15 protein-coding genes are annotated in these 17638 nt (G+C 47.6%); 7 read left to right on the top strand and 8 right to left on the bottom strand.

What is annotated here, in order from left to right:
• The 4 genes from WCO51_01375 to WCO51_01360 form a co-directional block, all read right to left on the bottom strand.
• Positions 1 to 1264: hypothetical protein (locus WCO51_01375; GenBank protein ID MEI6511911.1), on the bottom strand; the 1264-nt coding region annotated here is incomplete at its 3' end.
• An 18-nt stretch (positions 1265 to 1282) separates the two neighbouring features.
• Positions 1283 to 2326 carry an amidohydrolase family protein gene (locus tag WCO51_01370; protein MEI6511910.1) on the bottom strand — a complete coding sequence of 348 codons (1044 nt, stop codon included), beginning with the start codon at positions 2324 to 2326 and terminating at the stop codon, positions 1283 to 1285.
• On the bottom strand, positions 2323 to 3678 hold the full coding sequence (locus tag WCO51_01365) for an aspartate aminotransferase family protein (GenBank protein MEI6511909.1): 1356 nt from the start codon (positions 3676 to 3678) through the stop codon (positions 2323 to 2325). The genes WCO51_01370 and WCO51_01365 overlap by 4 nt, the downstream gene beginning before the upstream one ends.
• A gap of 102 nt (positions 3679 to 3780) precedes the next feature.
• A complete protein-coding gene (locus tag WCO51_01360) occupies positions 3781 to 4590 on the bottom strand; it encodes a hypothetical protein (GenBank protein MEI6511908.1) in 810 nt (269 codons plus the stop codon).
• Positions 4591 to 4756: 166 nt separating this feature from the next.
• Here WCO51_01360 and WCO51_01355 point away from each other — a divergent pair, with 166 nt between their 5' ends.
• The 3 genes from WCO51_01355 (at position 4757) to WCO51_01345 (ending at position 7252) form a co-directional block, all read left to right on the top strand.
• Positions 4757 to 5224, top strand: coding sequence for a ferritin family protein (locus WCO51_01355; GenBank protein MEI6511907.1), 468 nt, complete (start codon positions 4757 to 4759; stop codon positions 5222 to 5224).
• Between the two features lie 177 nt (positions 5225 to 5401).
• Complete coding sequence (locus WCO51_01350; GenBank protein ID MEI6511906.1) at positions 5402 to 6430, top strand: DPP IV N-terminal domain-containing protein; 1029 nt, start codon at positions 5402 to 5404, stop codon at positions 6428 to 6430.
• Between the two features lie 54 nt (positions 6431 to 6484).
• A complete protein-coding gene (locus WCO51_01345) occupies positions 6485 to 7252 on the top strand; it encodes a class I SAM-dependent methyltransferase (protein ID MEI6511905.1) in 768 nt (255 codons plus the stop codon).
• A 99-nt stretch (positions 7253 to 7351) separates the two neighbouring features.
• Here the strand turns inward: WCO51_01345 and WCO51_01340 are convergent, their stop codons facing one another.
• Positions 7352 to 7846, bottom strand: a complete 495-nt coding sequence (locus tag WCO51_01340; GenBank protein ID MEI6511904.1) for a hypothetical protein — start codon at positions 7844 to 7846, stop codon at positions 7352 to 7354.
• 277 nt (positions 7847 to 8123) lie between these two features.
• Here WCO51_01340 and WCO51_01335 point away from each other — a divergent pair, with 277 nt between their 5' ends.
• From WCO51_01335 to WCO51_01325, 3 genes are read left to right on the top strand one after another with little or no spacing between them, the layout of a single operon-like run.
• The gene (locus WCO51_01335) at positions 8124 to 9080 is read left to right on the top strand and encodes a DmsE family decaheme c-type cytochrome (protein MEI6511903.1); all 957 of its coding nucleotides are present in this window, start codon (positions 8124 to 8126) and stop codon (positions 9078 to 9080) included.
• A 12-nt stretch (positions 9081 to 9092) separates the two neighbouring features.
• Positions 9093 to 10832 (top strand): hypothetical protein, encoded by a 1740-nt coding sequence (locus tag WCO51_01330; GenBank protein MEI6511902.1) that lies wholly within the window; start codon positions 9093 to 9095, stop codon positions 10830 to 10832.
• A gap of 25 nt (positions 10833 to 10857) precedes the next feature.
• Positions 10858 to 12375 (top strand): hypothetical protein, encoded by a 1518-nt coding sequence (locus tag WCO51_01325; GenBank protein ID MEI6511901.1) that lies wholly within the window; start codon positions 10858 to 10860, stop codon positions 12373 to 12375.
• Positions 12376 to 12757: 382 nt separating this feature from the next.
• Here WCO51_01325 and WCO51_01320 read toward each other — a convergent pair whose 3' ends face one another.
• The 3 genes from WCO51_01320 to WCO51_01310 all read right to left on the bottom strand — a co-directional run bounded on the left by WCO51_01320 (position 12758) and on the right by WCO51_01310 (position 17027).
• On the bottom strand, positions 12758 to 14263 hold the full coding sequence (locus WCO51_01320; protein ID MEI6511900.1) for a NapC/NirT family cytochrome c: 1506 nt from the start codon (positions 14261 to 14263) through the stop codon (positions 12758 to 12760).
• A 70-nt stretch (positions 14264 to 14333) separates the two neighbouring features.
• Positions 14334 to 16496 carry a cytochrome b/b6 domain-containing protein gene (locus tag WCO51_01315; protein MEI6511899.1) on the bottom strand — a complete coding sequence of 721 codons (2163 nt, stop codon included), beginning with the start codon at positions 16494 to 16496 and terminating at the stop codon, positions 14334 to 14336.
• A 165-nt stretch (positions 16497 to 16661) separates the two neighbouring features.
• The gene (locus WCO51_01310; GenBank protein MEI6511898.1) at positions 16662 to 17027 is read right to left on the bottom strand and encodes a thrombospondin type 3 repeat-containing protein; all 366 of its coding nucleotides are present in this window, start codon (positions 17025 to 17027) and stop codon (positions 16662 to 16664) included.
• A gap of 200 nt (positions 17028 to 17227) precedes the next feature.
• On the opposite strand from WCO51_01310, the gene WCO51_01305 reads away from it, so the two are divergent.
• Positions 17228 to 17509, top strand: coding sequence for a hypothetical protein (locus WCO51_01305; GenBank protein MEI6511897.1), 282 nt, complete (start codon positions 17228 to 17230; stop codon positions 17507 to 17509).
• Positions 17510 to 17638 lie beyond the last annotated feature (129 nt).

Raw genomic sequence — 17638 nt, 5'->3', positions numbered from 1 at the left:
GGCCGAAGTTAATGCGGCTGTAGGGGCTGTCCAGGTTCGGGTGGTCGGGGGCCTTCAGGATTTCGCCGGTGGTGACGATTAGGCGGAATTTTCCGGCATTCCACTCGGTTAAGCTGGCGAGAGTGACTTTGCCGGGACGGAACTGGCAGACGGGGACGGCTATTCGCACCGGCTTGCCGAAAGCGAAATCTTTGGCGGCGAGCCACACTTTTTTGGACGGGTCAGCAAGGGCATAGTTGCACTCGCCCATATGGCTGAGGAGGATTTCGTTGCGCTCGTAGTCGGGGCAGAACATTTCGGTAAAAGTAGCTTCACCCGCTAGGTGTGCCGTTGCAGCCATTAACGAAGCAGTCAGCACATCGCTTTCGCCCGCATACCCAATCCCCCTGGCCATAAGTCGGCTTGCGCCTAAGAAAGGAAGGGTCGGCGCCCCTGAATCGTTGACGGTCTTGAAGTTCATGGCGATAGCATCCAGCCCATTTTCATCAGCTAAACCTTCCAAGGCTAATGACCAGTTAGCGGTATCGGCTAAATCGGCGTCGGTGAACTTAGGGTCAACCTCGAATTCATTTCTTACCCAATCAATAAAGGCGGCGGTTCTTTTAGTGTGGATACTTCCTGCAAGAGTGGCGAGATCGCTTGGCTCCAACGTAACGATTTCCAGTCCTAGCGATTGGGAGACCGATGCGGGGCTGAACATAAAGTCAAGCATGCCCTCAAAGGGTTCGCCCAATCGGCCAATTCTCCCGTGACGCAATACCTGTGCCCCAGCAGCAGCTTTAATCGAGTCTAAGAGCTTGATGCTGAATTTGGGGTCATCGTGATGACCGGCGATGATTTCGAATGTGCGCCCAACACGATGGAGAACATTGGCTAGGTCTTGAATACCATGGACGGCATGATTGGCCATGATTTGATCGCTTGCCATATCATAAGGCAATGTGGCATCACGTGCTGTGCTGACCAGAAGCAGGGGAAGTTTTGAATTTGCAAGCGCCGTATGAGCGCTGCCGCTTGGGGCATAGGTCAGAGGAAGAACAACCAATAATGCGCACTTTGCCGCTTCGCAGGATGACACCGCAGCGCTGACTTCCTCGGGTGAGTGAGACACCCCCGTGAAGTGCAGTTCCGCCGTATCTCCCACGATGTTTTGAAGCACACCTGTCCAATACTCCTCGAGCTTACCAGCCAATTCAGGCATGCACTGGCGGTACAACTCAAGTGATGTTAGGATAATCCCTGCTTTAGCTTTAGCGCTTTTCATGTTGTTGCTCCTGCGAATTTATCTGCGGCTTTTGACTTCGCCTACAAGGCGGTTGGCGTTGTTCCAGAAGATATCTTCGACTTCATTATCTTTGAGATGGGCGGCGGTTGCAGCCTTTTTAATGGCTCTCACAATTTCATAGGCAAACAGGGTGCAACGTACTTCGTATCCGTCGGGGGCAACATGAGCACTCCATTTATGGGGACGTTTGGTGAAGAAGTGTCGTTGACCGTTGATGCTGATTAGCTTGCCTTTTTCTTGGGCAAAGGGGAGATCGAGGCCAAACACAATCTTCTTGCGGTCAAAATTTGTGAAAACAGCTTCAAGCACTTCCGCGTCCTGCATCATGCTGAGGTCAATGACTAAATTGGGGATGTTATTCAACGACAGACCATCCCCCATCGCATCGGGGAAGTAGGATCGACCGAAATGCGAGAGCAAAATTGTTGCATTCGGCGATTCGGCACACAGCCTTTTGATGCCTTCCATATTGACCGGATCGGCTAACCGATCTGCCCGTGGGATATGGGTCTCGATCAAAAGCCCCTCTTTATTTGCCGCCTCGCGCATGGCAGGAGTGATCATGTCTTCTAGCGTGACGTCATTCTGATCTTTCCAAGTCACGAAGGTCCAATACGGTTTAAAGCCAATAAATCCGCCTCCATGGATTTTGGCTTGCAAAGTATCGGCGCTGTCTTTAATCGGCGGGACCATTAGCGCTTCCCAGCCATTCTCATGAGCCGACTTGCTGACGTAGGCGTTCATCGGTTCAAGATCGGCGTGGGACTCAATCGAGCCAAAGAGGAGCACTTTGGTTTCTCTGCCATGCCACAAGGTTTTTTCGACATCGGCAAAAGCTTCAATTGGGTAATCCTCGACCACGAACGGCATGGATGGGTTCGTGCGGTTTTCTTCTTTGATCTGCGCATGTTCAGCCAGATTGATATGACCGTGAAAATCAAAAATTCGGTCAGGCACGAAGCTGGATAACTCTTTCTGCCAGACTTTTTCGTCTATCTCATCAAAGACAAAACTCGGGTTTAGCTTGCTGCTATCGATCATGAGCATAACTCTCTTTCCGTTTCGCCGATAGCTTCGTCGATAATGTCCATCGCCTTAGAGGCAATCGGTTCTTCCATGATATAGGGCGGGCTCATTCTGAGAATATGGCCGGCGGGGATCCATGCCAAGCCTTTTGCGAACGCCTTTTGATAGACCATCTTGCCGGCGACATCGAAGGGTTCTTTGGTAACGCGGTCTTTGACCAATTCCACGCCCATTAAGCATCCTTTAGCCCTTACATCGCCTATAATCGTGTGCTCAGCTTTCATCTTTTCAAGACGCATCTTGAAGAATACTTCCAACTCCTGAACATGCTGCAGGATGCCTTCCTCTTCAATCACTTCAATCGACGCCAACATCGCCGCGCAGGCCATTGGGTTTCCACCATAGGATGTGGAGGCCGATATCTTGTCGACCGAATTCTTATACTTCTCACGGGCAACCATCGCGGTTACTGGGAAGCCATTGCCTAGTCCTTTGCCAAGGGTGACGACATCAGGGAGGACATCGTAATGCTCGCAAGCAAGCCATGAGCCAGTTCGTCCCATGCCGGTCAATACTTCATCGGCGATGAGAAGCATTTCATGCTTTTTACAGAACTCTGAGAGCTTGGGTAGAAAGTCATCAGGCGGAAAGACTGAGCCTGCCCAGCCTTGAATTGGCTCTAATACAAACGCCGCAATCTGCCCCGTAGTCGCTTCGGTGATGAACTCATCGTAGAATTCTAGATAGCGGTCGGTATCGATTGAGCCGTCGGATTTAATGAAAATAGGGCGATAAGGATCGGGTCGGGGAACCATATAAAAGCCGCTTGCACGTGCCGGTCCGTTTGTTGAATTCATTCGGGCAAGGCTGACAGAGTGGCCTGATTTGCCGTGGAAATCACGATAGCAGGAGATGAATTCCTGTTTGCCGGTCGCTGCTCGGGCAAGTCGGAGCGCTGATTCCACAGCCGTTGTTCCCGAATCATAAAGCTGAACGCCATTCAGATCGCCTGGCAGCACATCGACAAGTTTTTCGAGCGACGCAAGCTTGATGGGGGTCGTGAAGTCGTGGCTGTTCATCAGGGTATGCGCCGCTTTGGCAACAGCTTCCGATATTTTCGGATGGCAGTGCCCAAGGCCGGTCACATAGATGCCCGATGAGAAGTCGATGTACTCGTTCCCATCGACATCCTTCATGGTCACCCCATGCCCTGATTCAAAGCACACTGGGAAGAGCTTAACTTGCCCCGAGTACCCCTTCATAATCTCCTCAGCCTTCGCATGCATCTCTTGCGAGAGCGGGCCGGGAATAGTATCAGAAACCAGCTTCGGATAATCCGCCGGTTCAATCGATGCCCAATTTTTCATGTTCGTGTTACCTCTGATTTGGGGGATAATTGCGTAGTACGTAGTGCGTATTAAGTATCCGGGATTCCGGAAATACGAACTACGCACTAAGCAATACTTTCCCTACAGCCCATACTTCGCAACGGCTTGCTCTGGGGTGACGTTGTTTTTGACTACATCACAAAGCGCTCGTTGGAAGGCGGGGGGATCTGGGACTTGTATTGCATTTCGACCGAAGACGACGCCCCTTGCACCCTCGGCAATTTCTCGGCTGGCTAGTTTAAGCGCATCTAATTGGGTGGGCAACTTTTCAGCACCCAGACCCAAAATCGGGATGGGGCAGCCTTCGACTACCTCTGGGAATTTATGAGTGTGGAATGTCTTGATGCAGTCTGCCCCAAGCTCGGCGAGAATGCGGCAGCCGATTTTAATCTGTTCGTGAAGATGCTCAGGGGTCATTTCGAGGTGTCCCGATGGGAAATACTCACCAATCACCGGAAGGCCGAACGAGTGACATTCCTGTCTCAACTTGCAAAATAGTTCGACGTTTTGGACATCCCGTTGTTCGCTTCCCGTTTGAAGGGTTAATGAGACCAATGCAATATCGGCGCCCAAACGGATGGCTTCGGCGGCGCTGACTGCTTGAACGGCGGGAGCTTCGCGATACTTCCAATCAAAGCAATAAACACTGCACCAGTTCAAGCGCATAACGGCTAGCGGGGCGTTTCTTGCTCCAAATAAATTCGAAAATCGCGGAAGAATGCCCGGCGATAAGAGTACGGCATCCACCACTGGATCGATTTTGTTGGCAACCTCATCGATCCGCACCATGCCGGGTATTGGCCCGTCAAACTCGCCGTGGTCGGCAGCGATGACAACGGCATTAGAATCTCGATCAAAAAAACGCATCAGCCTGGTTTCTCTTCCGGGCATGAATTCACCTTCCTCCATGTGTTGATCAATGAATGATCGTATCCGGTTATACTCTTGAGACTACCGCCCGGTCAAGGTCTCAAGAGTATTCGCTTAATTACATAGGAAAAACAAAGTCTTAATCGAACATAATTATCAATGAATAGATGCAGAGAGGAGGTTGTAAATGAGTCTTAGTGACGAACAGGATTTGGTGATCGCTTTATTGACGCTTCATGAGGAATTACTTGGGAAGATGTACGATACCTACGCGGAGCGGTTTAAGGACCTCAAAGAGGTTTGGAAAAGACTAGCTGGGGCTGAACGTGGTCATGCGAAAATGCTCGACGGGCTGCGTTCGAAAATCAAAAAAGGCGAGCTATCCTTTAATCAAGACCGCTTCGAGTTGGAAGCGATGCGTACATCACTCGTTCATCTTGAGACTAAAGTCGCGGAAGCTTCAACGATTAACACCGTTCTTGAGGCGCTGAGGACCGCCTTGGAGTTTGAGAAAGGCATCCTTGAAAGACGTTATTACAAGGTAGCCGATGGGGATCATCCGGAGATGCGAAGCATCTTCATGCTGCTGGCCATCGACACCGAACTCCATAGGGACGAAATCCAAAAGCTATATAACGAATTTTCCCGTAAGTAGAGTTTTATCTCATTCACATAGCCCATAAAAATCCCTAAAAACTTGAAGGAAAATGCTTGCTTATCTGATAACATTGTGTTAGCGACGTCCCCTCTTAACAAGAGTGTCTTTATAAGAGATCGTCGTAACACATTATGTGCCTAGGGGCACGGAAAGAAGCTTAAGATGAGTTCCCTCATGAAGGCCGCTGCCCTAATCGCGGCGCTTTGTTGCGTAGTTTCAGGAATTGCTATCCAACCCTCCAGCTTAGTTGCTTATGAGCTGAAAGGCCATATTGTCATTGCCGATCAACCGGTCGGCCCTCGACCACTCCCTCAACCAATTGGTGAGGCGCCATCATTTTCTCCAAAAGGTGATTTGGTGGCGTTTTTGCGAGGCGGTAATGTATGGCTCATACAAGTTGCCGACGGGCAGGTTAAACAATTAACTCATGACCCTGTTCTAAGCCATCAGTATATGTTTTATGAACCTTCGATCACCTGGAGCAATTCAGGCGATAAGCTTTTTTATACTCGAAATCGACCTTATCAGTATCACCGTCAAAAAAAAGGGTTAGCGCCTGCCTCGGATAACGACAAAGCTGATTGGATCGGCGCGATATGGATGGCAGAAGTTAAGACAGGTAAATCAAAACAGCTTTTAGGCCCGAAGGGTAATTTCCGCTATCTGAAATCCATGTGGGCGCTTTTCTTTACCTCTGTTTATGCGCCGTTATTATCTCCAGACCAGAGTTCCCTCTGGTTTGTGAATGTCGGCTCGCTCTATGAAGTTCCTATCGATTTGGCAAAGATGGAAGTAGTCGGCAAGCAACGACTTATTACATTACAAGGTTCCCTTGACCTCGACAGCACCCGCGCATCTCATGCGAGCATGGGGATTCGTGAGTTAGTTTGGGATTCTGCTAACAGCCGATTGTGCTGGTGGTTCGAGCGTTTTGGCGGAACAGGCTTTTCGAGCTATGGATATATTTCTTGGAAAGATGGGAGTTGGGGGAAGGCGTATAAATGGCATCCGAAATTTAGCCGTGAAATCCAAGAAGCAGGTGATGTCAATACTAATGATGCCGTCTTCGATTCGGCAGGAAAGCTTTGGGTGAGCGCCTATAATCAGAAACGAATGTCATATAGTTGGGTTCGTCAAGACGGACTTGATCACCTTCCTGTTGGAGCTGATAACCCAACCTGGCCGAGGAATTTGGAGAGATAGGTTTGAAGCTATCCGTACAATTACTGGTTCAGGGTATTCTAGAGAGGGGAAGCTATGCCAGAGACTAATCGGATTGAGCGTGAGAGAGAGTTTCATAATACGGCGTTTGCCGACAATACAAGGGCGGGGGTTGGTAAATTCTATTCTGTCGCTGAGCGAGCGTTTGCTCATTATTCGGCATCGGTCTGTGACATCGAACAGGGCGCAGCAGCGTTGGAGTATGGTTGCGGAGTTGGCAGTTACGCCTTTCGTCTCTCGGAGCTTGGGGCAAAGGTTGTCGGCATAGACATCTCTGAAGAAGCGATTGCCCAGGCATCCGCCAAAGCCTCAGGTCTTGGTCTTGTAGCGGATTTCAAGGTAATGAATGCCGAATCGCTCGATTTCCCCGATGCATCCTTCGATCTCGTGTGCGGGTCGGGAATTTTGCATCATTTGGACTTAGAGAAAGCCTATTCCCAGATTGCCCGAGTTATTAAACCAAGTGGACGGGCGGTTTTTCTTGAGCCATTGGGTCACAATATTCTGCTCAAAGTGTTCAGGTCGCGTACTCCTGGGCTGCGAACTCAAGACGAACATCCGCTTCTGATGAGCGATATCGCGCTTGCCCGCAAGTACTTCTCATCCGTTAAAATGCGAACCTATTGCTTTGTATCACTTCTTGCCATCCCTTTCAACGGAAAGCCGGGGTTCCACTTTTTGCTGTCAGTTCTCTCTGGAATAGACTCTGCTTTATTCACTCTTTGTCCACCCCTTCGCCGCTATTGCTGGATTGCAGTCATCGAGATGACCGGGCCGAAATCACTTATTAAAACTATTCCTTAGCCCCGTGGGTTTTTAGGAGCATATCTTAAAAAACTAAAAGAGCGACCTGTTTATGGTCGCCCTTGGTTGAAAACATAGACTTAATAGCGTTGGTTCCCTTTATTTTTTGAACTCTACAGATACGCCATCACTTTTCCACTTGCCATCGCCTTTTACAGTGCTGTAAGTGCCTGTGCCATTGAGGAGAGCTTTGCCTGAGCCGCCGACTAATATGCGATCTACTGTGCCGTCAAAGTCGACTGTAAGCTTTTCCCCTTTGACAAAAAATCTTCCATTACCTGTGTAGGTAATCACATCGCCTTCGTGATTCGTCTCAACAAACCCTTTAACAAAAAGTTGCTTTGGGTTATTAGCCGTGACTTTTAGTGTTCCTTCACCCTTAACTGATATAAGCCCATTGGCTGAAACACTGGCTGTCCCAGATCCTTTTGCTTGAAAATTCCCGCGTCCATGCATCGCTGAACCTTTTATAGGTGGTTTAAGTGGACGAGCGGGTGTTGCTTCAGGGGTGGCATATACACCAGATATTGCCGAAAGCAACAGGATTGCGGTGGCAGAAGACACACACTTCACTAAGAACTTACTCCAAACCATAGCACACCTCCAACGCTTACGAGTTATTAATAGCTTCATTGTACCAAACTTTCGCAGACCGAACAGAAATTTTGCAAAATTATAAAAATTAAACAGGTATCTGAAAAATTATTGATATTCCTGACTAATTTGCTTGACAAGTCGTCTTTATTTTTGTATAATAGCACAATGTGATAGAGGTTCATGGTTAGTGATGAATTTCACAGAGTAAGCCTGTCGCACCGTATAAAGTATGAATGGGCTTTTTATTTAGTGTATTAGTGAAGGAGCGCATGAATTGAAGCATGTACAAGAATGGGCGGTAATCGCTTCATTGGCTACAGTCGGTTTATTCGTAATGGGTTTAGCCCCAACTAAATCAGAAGATACGAACACGCCAAACAATACTATTGATGTTGTTAAATCATCCGAGACTGTGCCGAATAAAGAATCTGTAAAAACATCTCCGCCAACTGAAAAAGCTGAGTATGTTGGCACAGATACTTGTCTTGCTTGTCATGAAGACCGACTTGGCGAGGGTTGGCTCAAGCTACCTCACGGCCGTTTTTTAATGGATCCAAGCCGCAAGTCAGAAGTTAAGGGCTGCGAAGAGTGTCATGGCCCTGGAAGTCTTCACGTAGAGGATGCTCCCGAACATATTTTAAACCCTGACAAAGTCAACGCACGCCAAAGCAGTGAGGTCTGTCTCAAGTGTCATGCCAATAAGATTAGAAAGCATGATTGGCAGGTAAGCATACACTCACTTGCGAAGGTTCGCTGTTCCAATTGTCACAAAGTCCATGCAAAAGTAGATAACCCGCTAATGCTGGTTAAATCGAAGCATGAAGTCTGCTATGAATGTCATAAGACGGTTCGCGGTCAGTTCCTTCAGAACTCGCACCACCCTTTAAAGGAAGGCAAGATGGATTGTTCAGATTGCCATAACGTTCACGGCGGTACCGATGAGGGATTGCTTAAAAAAGATGAAAAGAAGACATGCACTGACACTTGCCATCGGGACAAACGCGGACCATTCATTCATGAGCACGACCCGACGGTAAACGGCTATACCCAGCCATGTACCAGCTGTCATCGTCCTCATGGCAGTCCGAACGTACAGTTATTAAAGTTCAACGGACGTGGATTGTGTTTACAGTGCCATGCAACGAAGGCTACAAAGCATTTTCCTGGTCGCTGTTGGAATTGTCATACCCATACTCATGGATCGAATGTAGATCCTAAATTTTTACAGTAGGAAAGAAAAGCTATGCGTGTTAGAATCTGGATAAGCGTAGGATTTGCATTAATGCTGGCGATGCTTCCCGTCTATGGGCAAGAAGTGTCAACAGATACAACTACGCCATCTGTCGAAACCACGCCTGCTCCTCCTCTCGAGGAGGCGCCTGCTGTAGTGGTTGAAACTCCTTCAAGCATCGAAACGGATGTTCTTGATCTCCAATTCGGCTTTGATTTACAGTCTGTCACAGGCAATCGTTTTAAATTTGAGCAATACGCCACTCCGCAAGAGGGATTGCTCCTTAAGCGGTTATTACTTTTCCGAAGCCTTCCTGGTTCGGGACTTGTGGCGATGGATGTGTATTTGCCGGGAAGGATAGATACCAGCCAGCTTTATCAGTTTTGGACGGCGTGGCCGATAAACCGTTTCCGATTGTCTTATAACGCATGGCGAGGTCATCCGGTATTCAGTGATCTTTCGGTAGAAAGAAAGATTTGGGGCGCTGATATGGATATGCCGCTATCGCGTGATCCAAAAGCGCAACTGGCAAGTTTGTGGACGCTGCAGGCTTATCTTAACAGCCTTGACTACTCCACTAATTTCGAGGCTTTTTTACCTCAGCGACCGTTTGTACGTTATCCGGATTTTCTAGTACGAAGCAGTGGGGTTACTATTGTCAGCCCAATTAAGGCGGCATTTGTGCGTTTGAGCCATACGGCAAATGAATTTGAAGACCACACTGGTTACCAACCGAAAAATATCGTACAGGAAAACTCAATTGAAGCAGTGGCTGACTTTGGACCGAATGTTACGAGCAAGCTGACGGTTTCACAAGAGGACACAGCAGTAGATTCAAGAAATTCAACCTATGAAAATTCCTTTGGACATAACATTAAGGAAACGAATGTAAAGGCAGATGTCCAGGGTTTGATTGGCGATGCGGTTACCTTGCGCGCCTATTTTACGAATATGGAAATGGATCGCGAGTTCAACAGTTCAGGATATGCGAAGAATGTAACGTCGGCAGGTGGTCGGCTGGCATTAGTTAGTATTAAAGGACTCTTGATAAGAACCGGTTACGATTCGAGAAGTATCGACTATCTAGCATCTGATCATTCGACGACTTATAACCCGAAAGTGGATACAGCTTGGTTAGCTGTTCGCGCAAAGCCGTTAAAGGAACTTGAAATTTGGATGATCCTTACCGACCGATTGCGACGTAAATTGCCGCCATCGCAAGTCGAAGGAGAAGATGGCCTGACACTCGAGGCTCCCTTAGTGCCTAGGCACATGGTGCGTACCGAGTATGGCGCAACATATACTCCACAGGACAATTGGGGATTTAGTTATCGTTTTATACAAGAGCGTGAGAACAATCCTTATTCGGACATGATTTATCGCATCAAACAAAGCGACTTGTCTGGTTGGGTACAAATAACTGATAGCTTATCTGCATCAGCTAGTTATGGACACCACATATATCGAAGTCGATTTCTTGACAACTTTACATCAGACACATGGGTAGTAACCTCGGATGTGTCTTATACAATTAATAAAACCTGGTGGGTTGAGGCTTCCTATGCGGAAAGCGCCAGCGCCATGGCCAGTGATGTTGCTGAGCGTAATGTTGGCTTATCAGTCCACGCTCAGGTTTCGTCGAATACTGAAGCAAGTGTTGAGTACAGTTCCCAAAAGTTCGATGATAACGAGCAATTGGGTAGGGATTATGATTCAGACAGAATCGCATTTTGGTTACGAAAGAAGTATTAGCTTCTTAAGTAGAGGGGAGCAATTGATGAAACAACGATTTACACTATGGACTCTTATCGGCAGCAGCGTCGCTTTAATGGCAGCTGCAATGTTGATTGGCGGCTGCGGCGGCGGCGGCGGCGCTGGTGCGGCACCTCCCGGACCTTCTGCATCGTTTCTTGGGCTTCTTCCCGTCGGGCAGAAAGGCGCAAAGTTAGTAGGATCTGAAAAGTGTGGCGAGTGCCACAATGTTCCAGATGAACCGGCCCTAGCTAAAAGTCGCGTTATTGGTGGCGGTGTTTATGACCATTGGCAGAATACTGTCCACGCGTTGAAAGGCGTTGGCTGTGAATCCTGCCATGGTCCAGGAAGCACACATGTGGCATCAGCTGAGGCACATGAAACAGAGGACGTCATTAAGTCCAATATACTCATCTTCCCAAATATCACTTCGGCGATTGTCTGTGAACAGTGCCATTCGGGGGCTGCGGGACGAAGCTTAGTACAGCATGATGAGTGGGTGCAATCAAAGCATCGTGAAATGGTAGCGGATGCAGGCGCAGGCGGATCGAGCACATGCATGCGTTGTCATAATTCGGAATTCAAGGTGGAGATTGTAGATCGAGGCCTTATTGGTACGGTATTCGCGGGTCAGTTGGCGCTTTTCGCTCAAAGAGCCAAAGATGAATTAGCTGCGGGTGACCCACAACAACTGGCAACTTCTGCCACTTGTTCAGCCTGCCATGATCCTCATGATCCAACAGGCTATATGGTCGATGAAGAGGGCAAGGACCTTCAAATTCGTCGCGCGCCTTTCGTTGCTCCTGACGATACGGCACAGTTGGCTCTGATTGGACCTGGCGCGAGTGTCGACCAATACACCTCGTTTAACCATATCTGTGCTCAGTGCCATAACGGCCGCGGTGCAGATGGCAGAGATGCGAAACTGACCTCAAGCACATCGCGACCGGGTATGCATGATAGTCCCCAGTTTAATATGCTTATTGGTCTGAAGGATAGTGCATGGGAGGCGAGTGGTGGTCCAATTGTGCGTTTCACTGCACATGCCGAAGCGGAAGATCAGTGCATTCACTGCCACATGATCGATGGTCCTGGTCAGCATAGCTTTGTGGCAAACATGGAAGCTTGTGCACCATGCCATACTCCAACTGATGCCACGAATCGGCGTTCAGTTACCCAGGACGATATCACAACCAAACTGCTTGCACTTAGGCAGCGTTTAGATAACTGGGGTATATCAATCGATGGAAATCGTCTGCACTGGCAGTATAGTTCTGCTGAATTTGGCGGACCGGCAGACCAGTCCAACACGAATATTCCGCTCGCAATCAAGCGGGCTCGTAACAACTACTATTACGTCGTTCGAGATGCAAGTTTCGGCGTGCATAATGCAGGCTATGCTCGTTACCTTATCGACGTTGCCAATGCTCAATTGGATAGTTTGAGGGTAGCGTCGGTGACCATTCCAGTCACACGTGGACGTTCTCTGGCTGACATCAGAGCGCAGATGGTGAAGGAAGCTAAGAAGGGTGGCGGAGAGTAATCTTCAACGCCAAGGATGGCTAACAATAAGGGCAAGGCATTAGCCTTGCCCTTATTTATTGGTCTTATAGTTCTCAGCATCTCATCCACGGTTATTCCTCTCACTATTATAAGAGATGAGCTCTATTGCATCGTTTGAGAAGCTTGATGTGTATTACGACTGGGCTTGCATCCACTACCGTCTTGGCATGGCTATTGATCAGTTAGACAGTCTGGATGTGGATGCTATACGGTTACAGTAACCCGCAGACGCTCTCTGTCCGACATCAGGGAGTTGGTGGTGAAGGGAAGATATGAAGGGCTGCGGCGAATAGGCAGTCATGGCTCAGCATAAGACAGCAAAAGGGGCAAGGCATGAGCCTTGCCCCTTTTGAATGAATGAACTATAGTCCGTGGCAACCGCTTTCGCTGCAGTTGGTGGTCTTCCAAGCATCACCGATATCCATTGGATGCTCGAATTCGAGACCTTTTATCGATACTCTTTGTTTCTGACCCTGAACCTGCTGAGCCAGAATCGTATGACAGGTATTGCAGTTATTTGTAATTACCTTTCCTGTTGGGCTGACGTGCTTCCCATCGTGACAGCGGAAGCATCCTGGTGAGTAAAGATGCCCCAGATTATTCGGATGTGCGGACCAATTCGCCTTCATTTCTGGGAAGTAGTTCTCACGGTAAATTTTCCTCACAGCCTCAATTGCCGCTTGAAGCAGCGGCCCTTTGGTCGACAGGACGTCAGGATAATTGGCTTGATAATTATCGTTAATAGACTTAGCAATTTGCGCCATCGCCTGGTTAGTTGTCTTATATTCTGTGTTCAATGCATCCAACGCGGACTGTTTGATGCCGGGTAACTCAGGTGAAATCTCACCATGACCCATTGCTTTGTTCACACATTGATCTGGCGGTCTGAAGATGTGAGATGGCCGATTATGACAATCGATGCAGTCGATCTTACGCTTAGTCCCTTTAGCGACCTGCTCGTTAGTTAATGGAGTCTCTGTGCTTTGGTAAACAGTGATAGTGCCATCAGCCCCTTTTGACTGCACCCAGGGAATCTGAAGCCGCTGCTTATCAGTGGAGATATAAGTGATCTCATTATTAAGATACATATGCCAGTGAATACCTTCTGAAGGTTGGGTGCCTGGATTTCCGCCTCCGATTTTAACGGCCAATGTAATATCCGTACGCGGATTCGCCGGATCGGAAGCTAAGAAGTAGGCTCCTGTTTGAAGCTTTTGGCTGTAGAACATCTTGGGCCAGTGGCATTGTTCGCAAGTTTCCTGAGCAGGACGCAGGTCGTGAACGGGAGTGGCGATCGGCTTTGAATACTTATTGAAGATCGCAGAATAAACCTGATAGGAGCCTGAAAGTTTTGAGCGAACAAACCAGGTTGCGCCTGGTCCGATATGGCACTGAACGCAAGCTACACGCGCGTGTGGAGACAGCTTGTAGGTTTCGTATTCCGGCGCCATCACTTTATGGCAGACGCGCCCGCAGAATGAAACCGATTCAGTGTAGTCATAGGCGAAATAGCTTCCGAATGAAGAAGCCATAATAAAAAGAACACCGCTTATCGTTACGAGGATAAAGGCGCTGCGATGCTTTTTATTATGCAAATCTAGCGCGAAATGAAGTGGTCCCTGTCCCGTTCCCTTTTTAATACGCCATCGTGCGCGCAATATCCCGACAATTGCTATTAATAAGCATAGGACCAAAAACCCAGGAAGGATGATAAGGGCAATTATCCCCATATAGGGGCTTCCTTGGTGTGCAAAAAGGTCGATTAAGAACAGGAAAACGATCAAGCTAAAAAATATTAGCGCAAGAACAACACTTACGACCGTCGTCATGTTGTAGAACGACTCTGGAAATCTTCTTTTTTCAGACATACCATTCGCCTCTTTCTACTAAATTAACGTTAGTGAAAATATGAATATTGAATTGTCTAATTTTCTTGTTCTAGCTTGAACCTTCAGTCTTGTCTGAATTCTTAGTTTGTTCTTCACGGATGCGCTCTAATTCAAGAGGATGTTCTTCTTCCATTTCTTCCTCTGTCAGGTTGCCAGTGATCCATGCGAAGTTCATCGGATAGACATCAGGGTTAAATATAACGAAGTACAAGTGCCAAACCAGTATAGCTAACACCGCTAGCCATGCTTCGTAGAAATGGAAGGTTCTGGCGATATCGTAACCCTGTTTTGTAAAGAGTCTGATGAACACGTTTTCATACATCATCAGGATGCCGGTGATTGTCATCACTACTGTGCCCCAGATCAGCGCCCAGTATTCACTCTTTTCAACATAGCTAAAGCGATCCAGTTGAGGTTTATCTTTGGAAAGGCCCAAGTTAAGTTTGAACATCCCAATAACATCCCAAGCGTCCTTAATACGTGGGAACATATCCTTTATGAATTGTCTGCCCCGCTTTGTAAAGGCAATATAAAAGAGGTGATATAAAGCTGTGACAACGAGGGTAATTGCTGCACCGCGATGGATAAAGCTTCTCAGTTCGAAGACTTGATCGTAGACACTTCGAAGGTGGGTAATCCACCAGGCGTCGGGGTAACGAAGCATAAAGCCGGTTCCAGCAAGTACGATAAAACTTATCGTTAGTAGTAAATGTTGGATACGCTCGTTCACCGTCATTCGAAGGAAAATGCCGCGGCCTGATAGTTTTTCCTCGATTTCACCTGTTCGAATTTGGAATGTCCGGTGTGATTTTCTTCGGAAATCAAGCACATTGTGAACCAGCATACCGCCGATTGTTGCTGTGATGAGGAGAATATATGCGATGCCAATCCAATAAAGAATCGGTTGCTGTCGCGGCGTAAGAGTGAGGTGCACTGCCCCCATTGTAAACTGTTCGTTAGCGCCGGGATGACATTTACCGCAAGTTTTAGCTAAATTGACTTTGTTCACAGTGGAGGTTGGATCGCTCGAAGGCTTAATGTTGTGGACACCATGACAGCTTGCGCAGTTGGCAACTTTGATATTTCCGCCTCGCATTGCCAACCCGTGGAAACTATCGTTGAATGTTTTAAATCGGTCTGAAGGGAAGCCATATCGCTGTGAAAGTCTCACAGAGCTGTGACAGCTTGAACATACTTGAGCAACGTTTGCCGGAGCCACAGGAGAACGGGGATCGCTGGGAGGGAGAATGCTATGTTCACCGTGACAATTCGTACAAACGGGCGAATCGGGGTTTCCTTTACTAGCTGCAATGCCGTGAATGCTTTCTCGATATTGTGCTGCTTGTTCGGCATGGCACTTTCCGCAAGTCTCAGGAACCTTCGCTTTACTCACTGATGAAGTCGAGCTTAGGCCATTTTCAATATCATGACTGCCGTGACAGTCGACACAATTGGCCGCTTTCTCATTACCTCGAAGCAGAGCAGCTCCATGAACGCTTTTCTCATAGGAACCAATAAATCCCGCACCTGTTTGGACACGAGCGTTGACCTTTGGGTTATCAAGATGGCAGGATAGGCAGGCCTTTTCCTGAGCAATCTTTGGTCCAGCCCCATTAGCGCCTGCTACCGGTTGAATGATCTCTTTACGGTGACAAGATATGCAGTTTGGCGCCGCGCTGACTTTTCCCTTCAATGCCTTGCCATGATCGGATTTGACAAACTGACCTACTGTTTCCTCATGGCATTCTTTGCAGGAGGTTAAAAGGTGCGTACTCATATCGTGTGTGCCGTGGCATTTTTTGCATTCGGCTATGATTTGAGCATTAGGGACGCCTTGTGGTATGAAATCGTTGTGGTAAATATGCTGGATTGGAGCTTTCTTGTGGCAATTCAAACAATTGACCGGCTCCATTTTCGCTTTATGTGGAACATTGTTAGGATCGAATCCCAGATGGCAAGCAACGCATTCGAGCTTTCCGTGTGGTGAATTATTCAGAAGTTTTGGATCTACCGGTTTAACTGTTGTTCCTGTTTTCGATCGAGTCTGCTCAGCTCCCTCATGACAACCAAGACACTCCTCCTTGGTTTGGGCAAATGAGACATAGAAAAGACACAGAAACGCTAAAAGCCCTAAGACGAGAAAAGCTCTCCGTTTCCCTTCACCTAAAATACCAGCCCCTCCGAAAAATCCTTTTCCTAGCGGGAACAACATCTTTACCCATCCATATGTAAATAAAATTCATTCGATACGCTTTGAGCAGCTTTATACCCAGCAACCCAGGTAACTATATTTTTGAATCAGTATTTCGTTACTCGATTCATCACGAGTAACGAAATACTTACATTTCCGTGCCCATCTTACGAGTTGAGCTAGCTACTACTTACTTGTTGCATTGCCAGGAAGAGTGCCGGCATTAAGCTCTACACCGTTCTTCACGCCATCATTGTCTGAGTCAAGAGTGTCGATCTTGTGCAAGAGGGCGGCAGTCAGGACTGGCTTAGCAACATTAGGCTGAGCGGCTTTTAGAACAGTATGCAGTGCCTCTCCATATACATTCAGCGTCCAACAACTCATATTTGGCGCTTTTGTGGTATGACATGATGAGCAACCGGCTTTTGCCAAAGCGCTGGTTGGCTTGACATTATAGGTTGACTTCAAGACACCCGTATAAGTCGCCAATGCATAGACAAGTAATACCGGCACAACTAGTAATACTAGCGATACAACAAATTTTCGTTTCATAATTCCTTCAGCCTCCAAATACAGCAATAAGCTGTAATAATTCCGTAGTCATATTTTACTTTGTTTTGATTGATACTGCAACGAATTTGACGTCAGAAAAGCAATTTTGTTAGACAATCTAAATATTATTCTTCATCCTGAAGAATCCAGTAGAAATGCAAGTTTTAGGCAATCGGCATACCCAGTAGTTAGAGCAACGTATGAAGATCAGCAGACAATGGAAAATTCCGATAAACCTTGTGTTTACGACCGGATTTGGAACCCCTTATGAAGCTCGCAATCTTATTCGCCATACTTTAAATAGCATGATATTTGATCAAGGGGTTAATCTGAAGATCGTCAGCGAGCTTCTAAGACACCAAGACATACGAATAACAGCCAACGTCTATACCCATACATCACACCCTGCATTGAGACTAGCCGCAAACAAGTTGAGCGATGGTATCACAGCAGGCCATAGCCTCAAGAAAGCCGACGTATAAACCTAACAAGGGTACAAACACAAAAAACACCTCAGTCAACTCTCTGGCTGGGGTGTTTTTGAACCTAAATATCAAAGCCGATGGCAGGATTCGAACCCGCGACCCGCTGTTTACAAAACAGCTGCTCTA

The organism is bacterium (genome assembly GCA_037131655.1).
In the GTDB taxonomy this organism is placed as follows: Bacteria; Armatimonadota; Fimbriimonadia; order Fimbriimonadales; family JBAXQP01; genus JBAXQP01.
Note: the sequence above shows the minus strand (reverse complement) of the source record. Positions and strands in the feature narration are given on the sequence as shown.

Excerpts from the sequence above, each read along its gene's own strand:
- WCO51_01370 (MEI6511910.1), bottom strand. The coding sequence starts at position 2,326 with ATGATCGATAGCAGCAAGCTAAACCCGAGTTTTGTCTTTGATGAGATA.
- WCO51_01365 (MEI6511909.1), bottom strand. The coding sequence starts at position 3,678 with ATGAAAAATTGGGCATCGATTGAACCGGCGGATTATCCGAAGCTGGTT.
- WCO51_01360 (MEI6511908.1), bottom strand. The coding sequence starts at position 4,590 with ATGCCCGGAAGAGAAACCAGGCTGATGCGTTTTTTTGATCGAGATTCT.
- WCO51_01355 (MEI6511907.1), top strand. The coding sequence starts at position 4,757 with ATGAGTCTTAGTGACGAACAGGATTTGGTGATCGCTTTATTGACGCTT.
- WCO51_01350 (MEI6511906.1), top strand. The coding sequence starts at position 5,402 with ATGAAGGCCGCTGCCCTAATCGCGGCGCTTTGTTGCGTAGTTTCAGGA.
- WCO51_01345 (MEI6511905.1), top strand. The coding sequence starts at position 6,485 with ATGCCAGAGACTAATCGGATTGAGCGTGAGAGAGAGTTTCATAATACG.
- WCO51_01340 (MEI6511904.1), bottom strand. The coding sequence starts at position 7,846 with ATGGTTTGGAGTAAGTTCTTAGTGAAGTGTGTGTCTTCTGCCACCGCA.
- WCO51_01330 (MEI6511902.1), top strand. The coding sequence starts at position 9,093 with ATGCGTGTTAGAATCTGGATAAGCGTAGGATTTGCATTAATGCTGGCG.
- WCO51_01325 (MEI6511901.1), top strand. The coding sequence starts at position 10,858 with ATGAAACAACGATTTACACTATGGACTCTTATCGGCAGCAGCGTCGCT.
- WCO51_01320 (MEI6511900.1), bottom strand. The coding sequence starts at position 14,263 with ATGTCTGAAAAAAGAAGATTTCCAGAGTCGTTCTACAACATGACGACG.
- WCO51_01315 (MEI6511899.1), bottom strand. The coding sequence starts at position 16,496 with ATGTTGTTCCCGCTAGGAAAAGGATTTTTCGGAGGGGCTGGTATTTTA.
- WCO51_01310 (MEI6511898.1), bottom strand. The coding sequence starts at position 17,027 with ATGAAACGAAAATTTGTTGTATCGCTAGTATTACTAGTTGTGCCGGTA.
- WCO51_01305 (MEI6511897.1), top strand. The coding sequence starts at position 17,228 with ATGAAGATCAGCAGACAATGGAAAATTCCGATAAACCTTGTGTTTACG.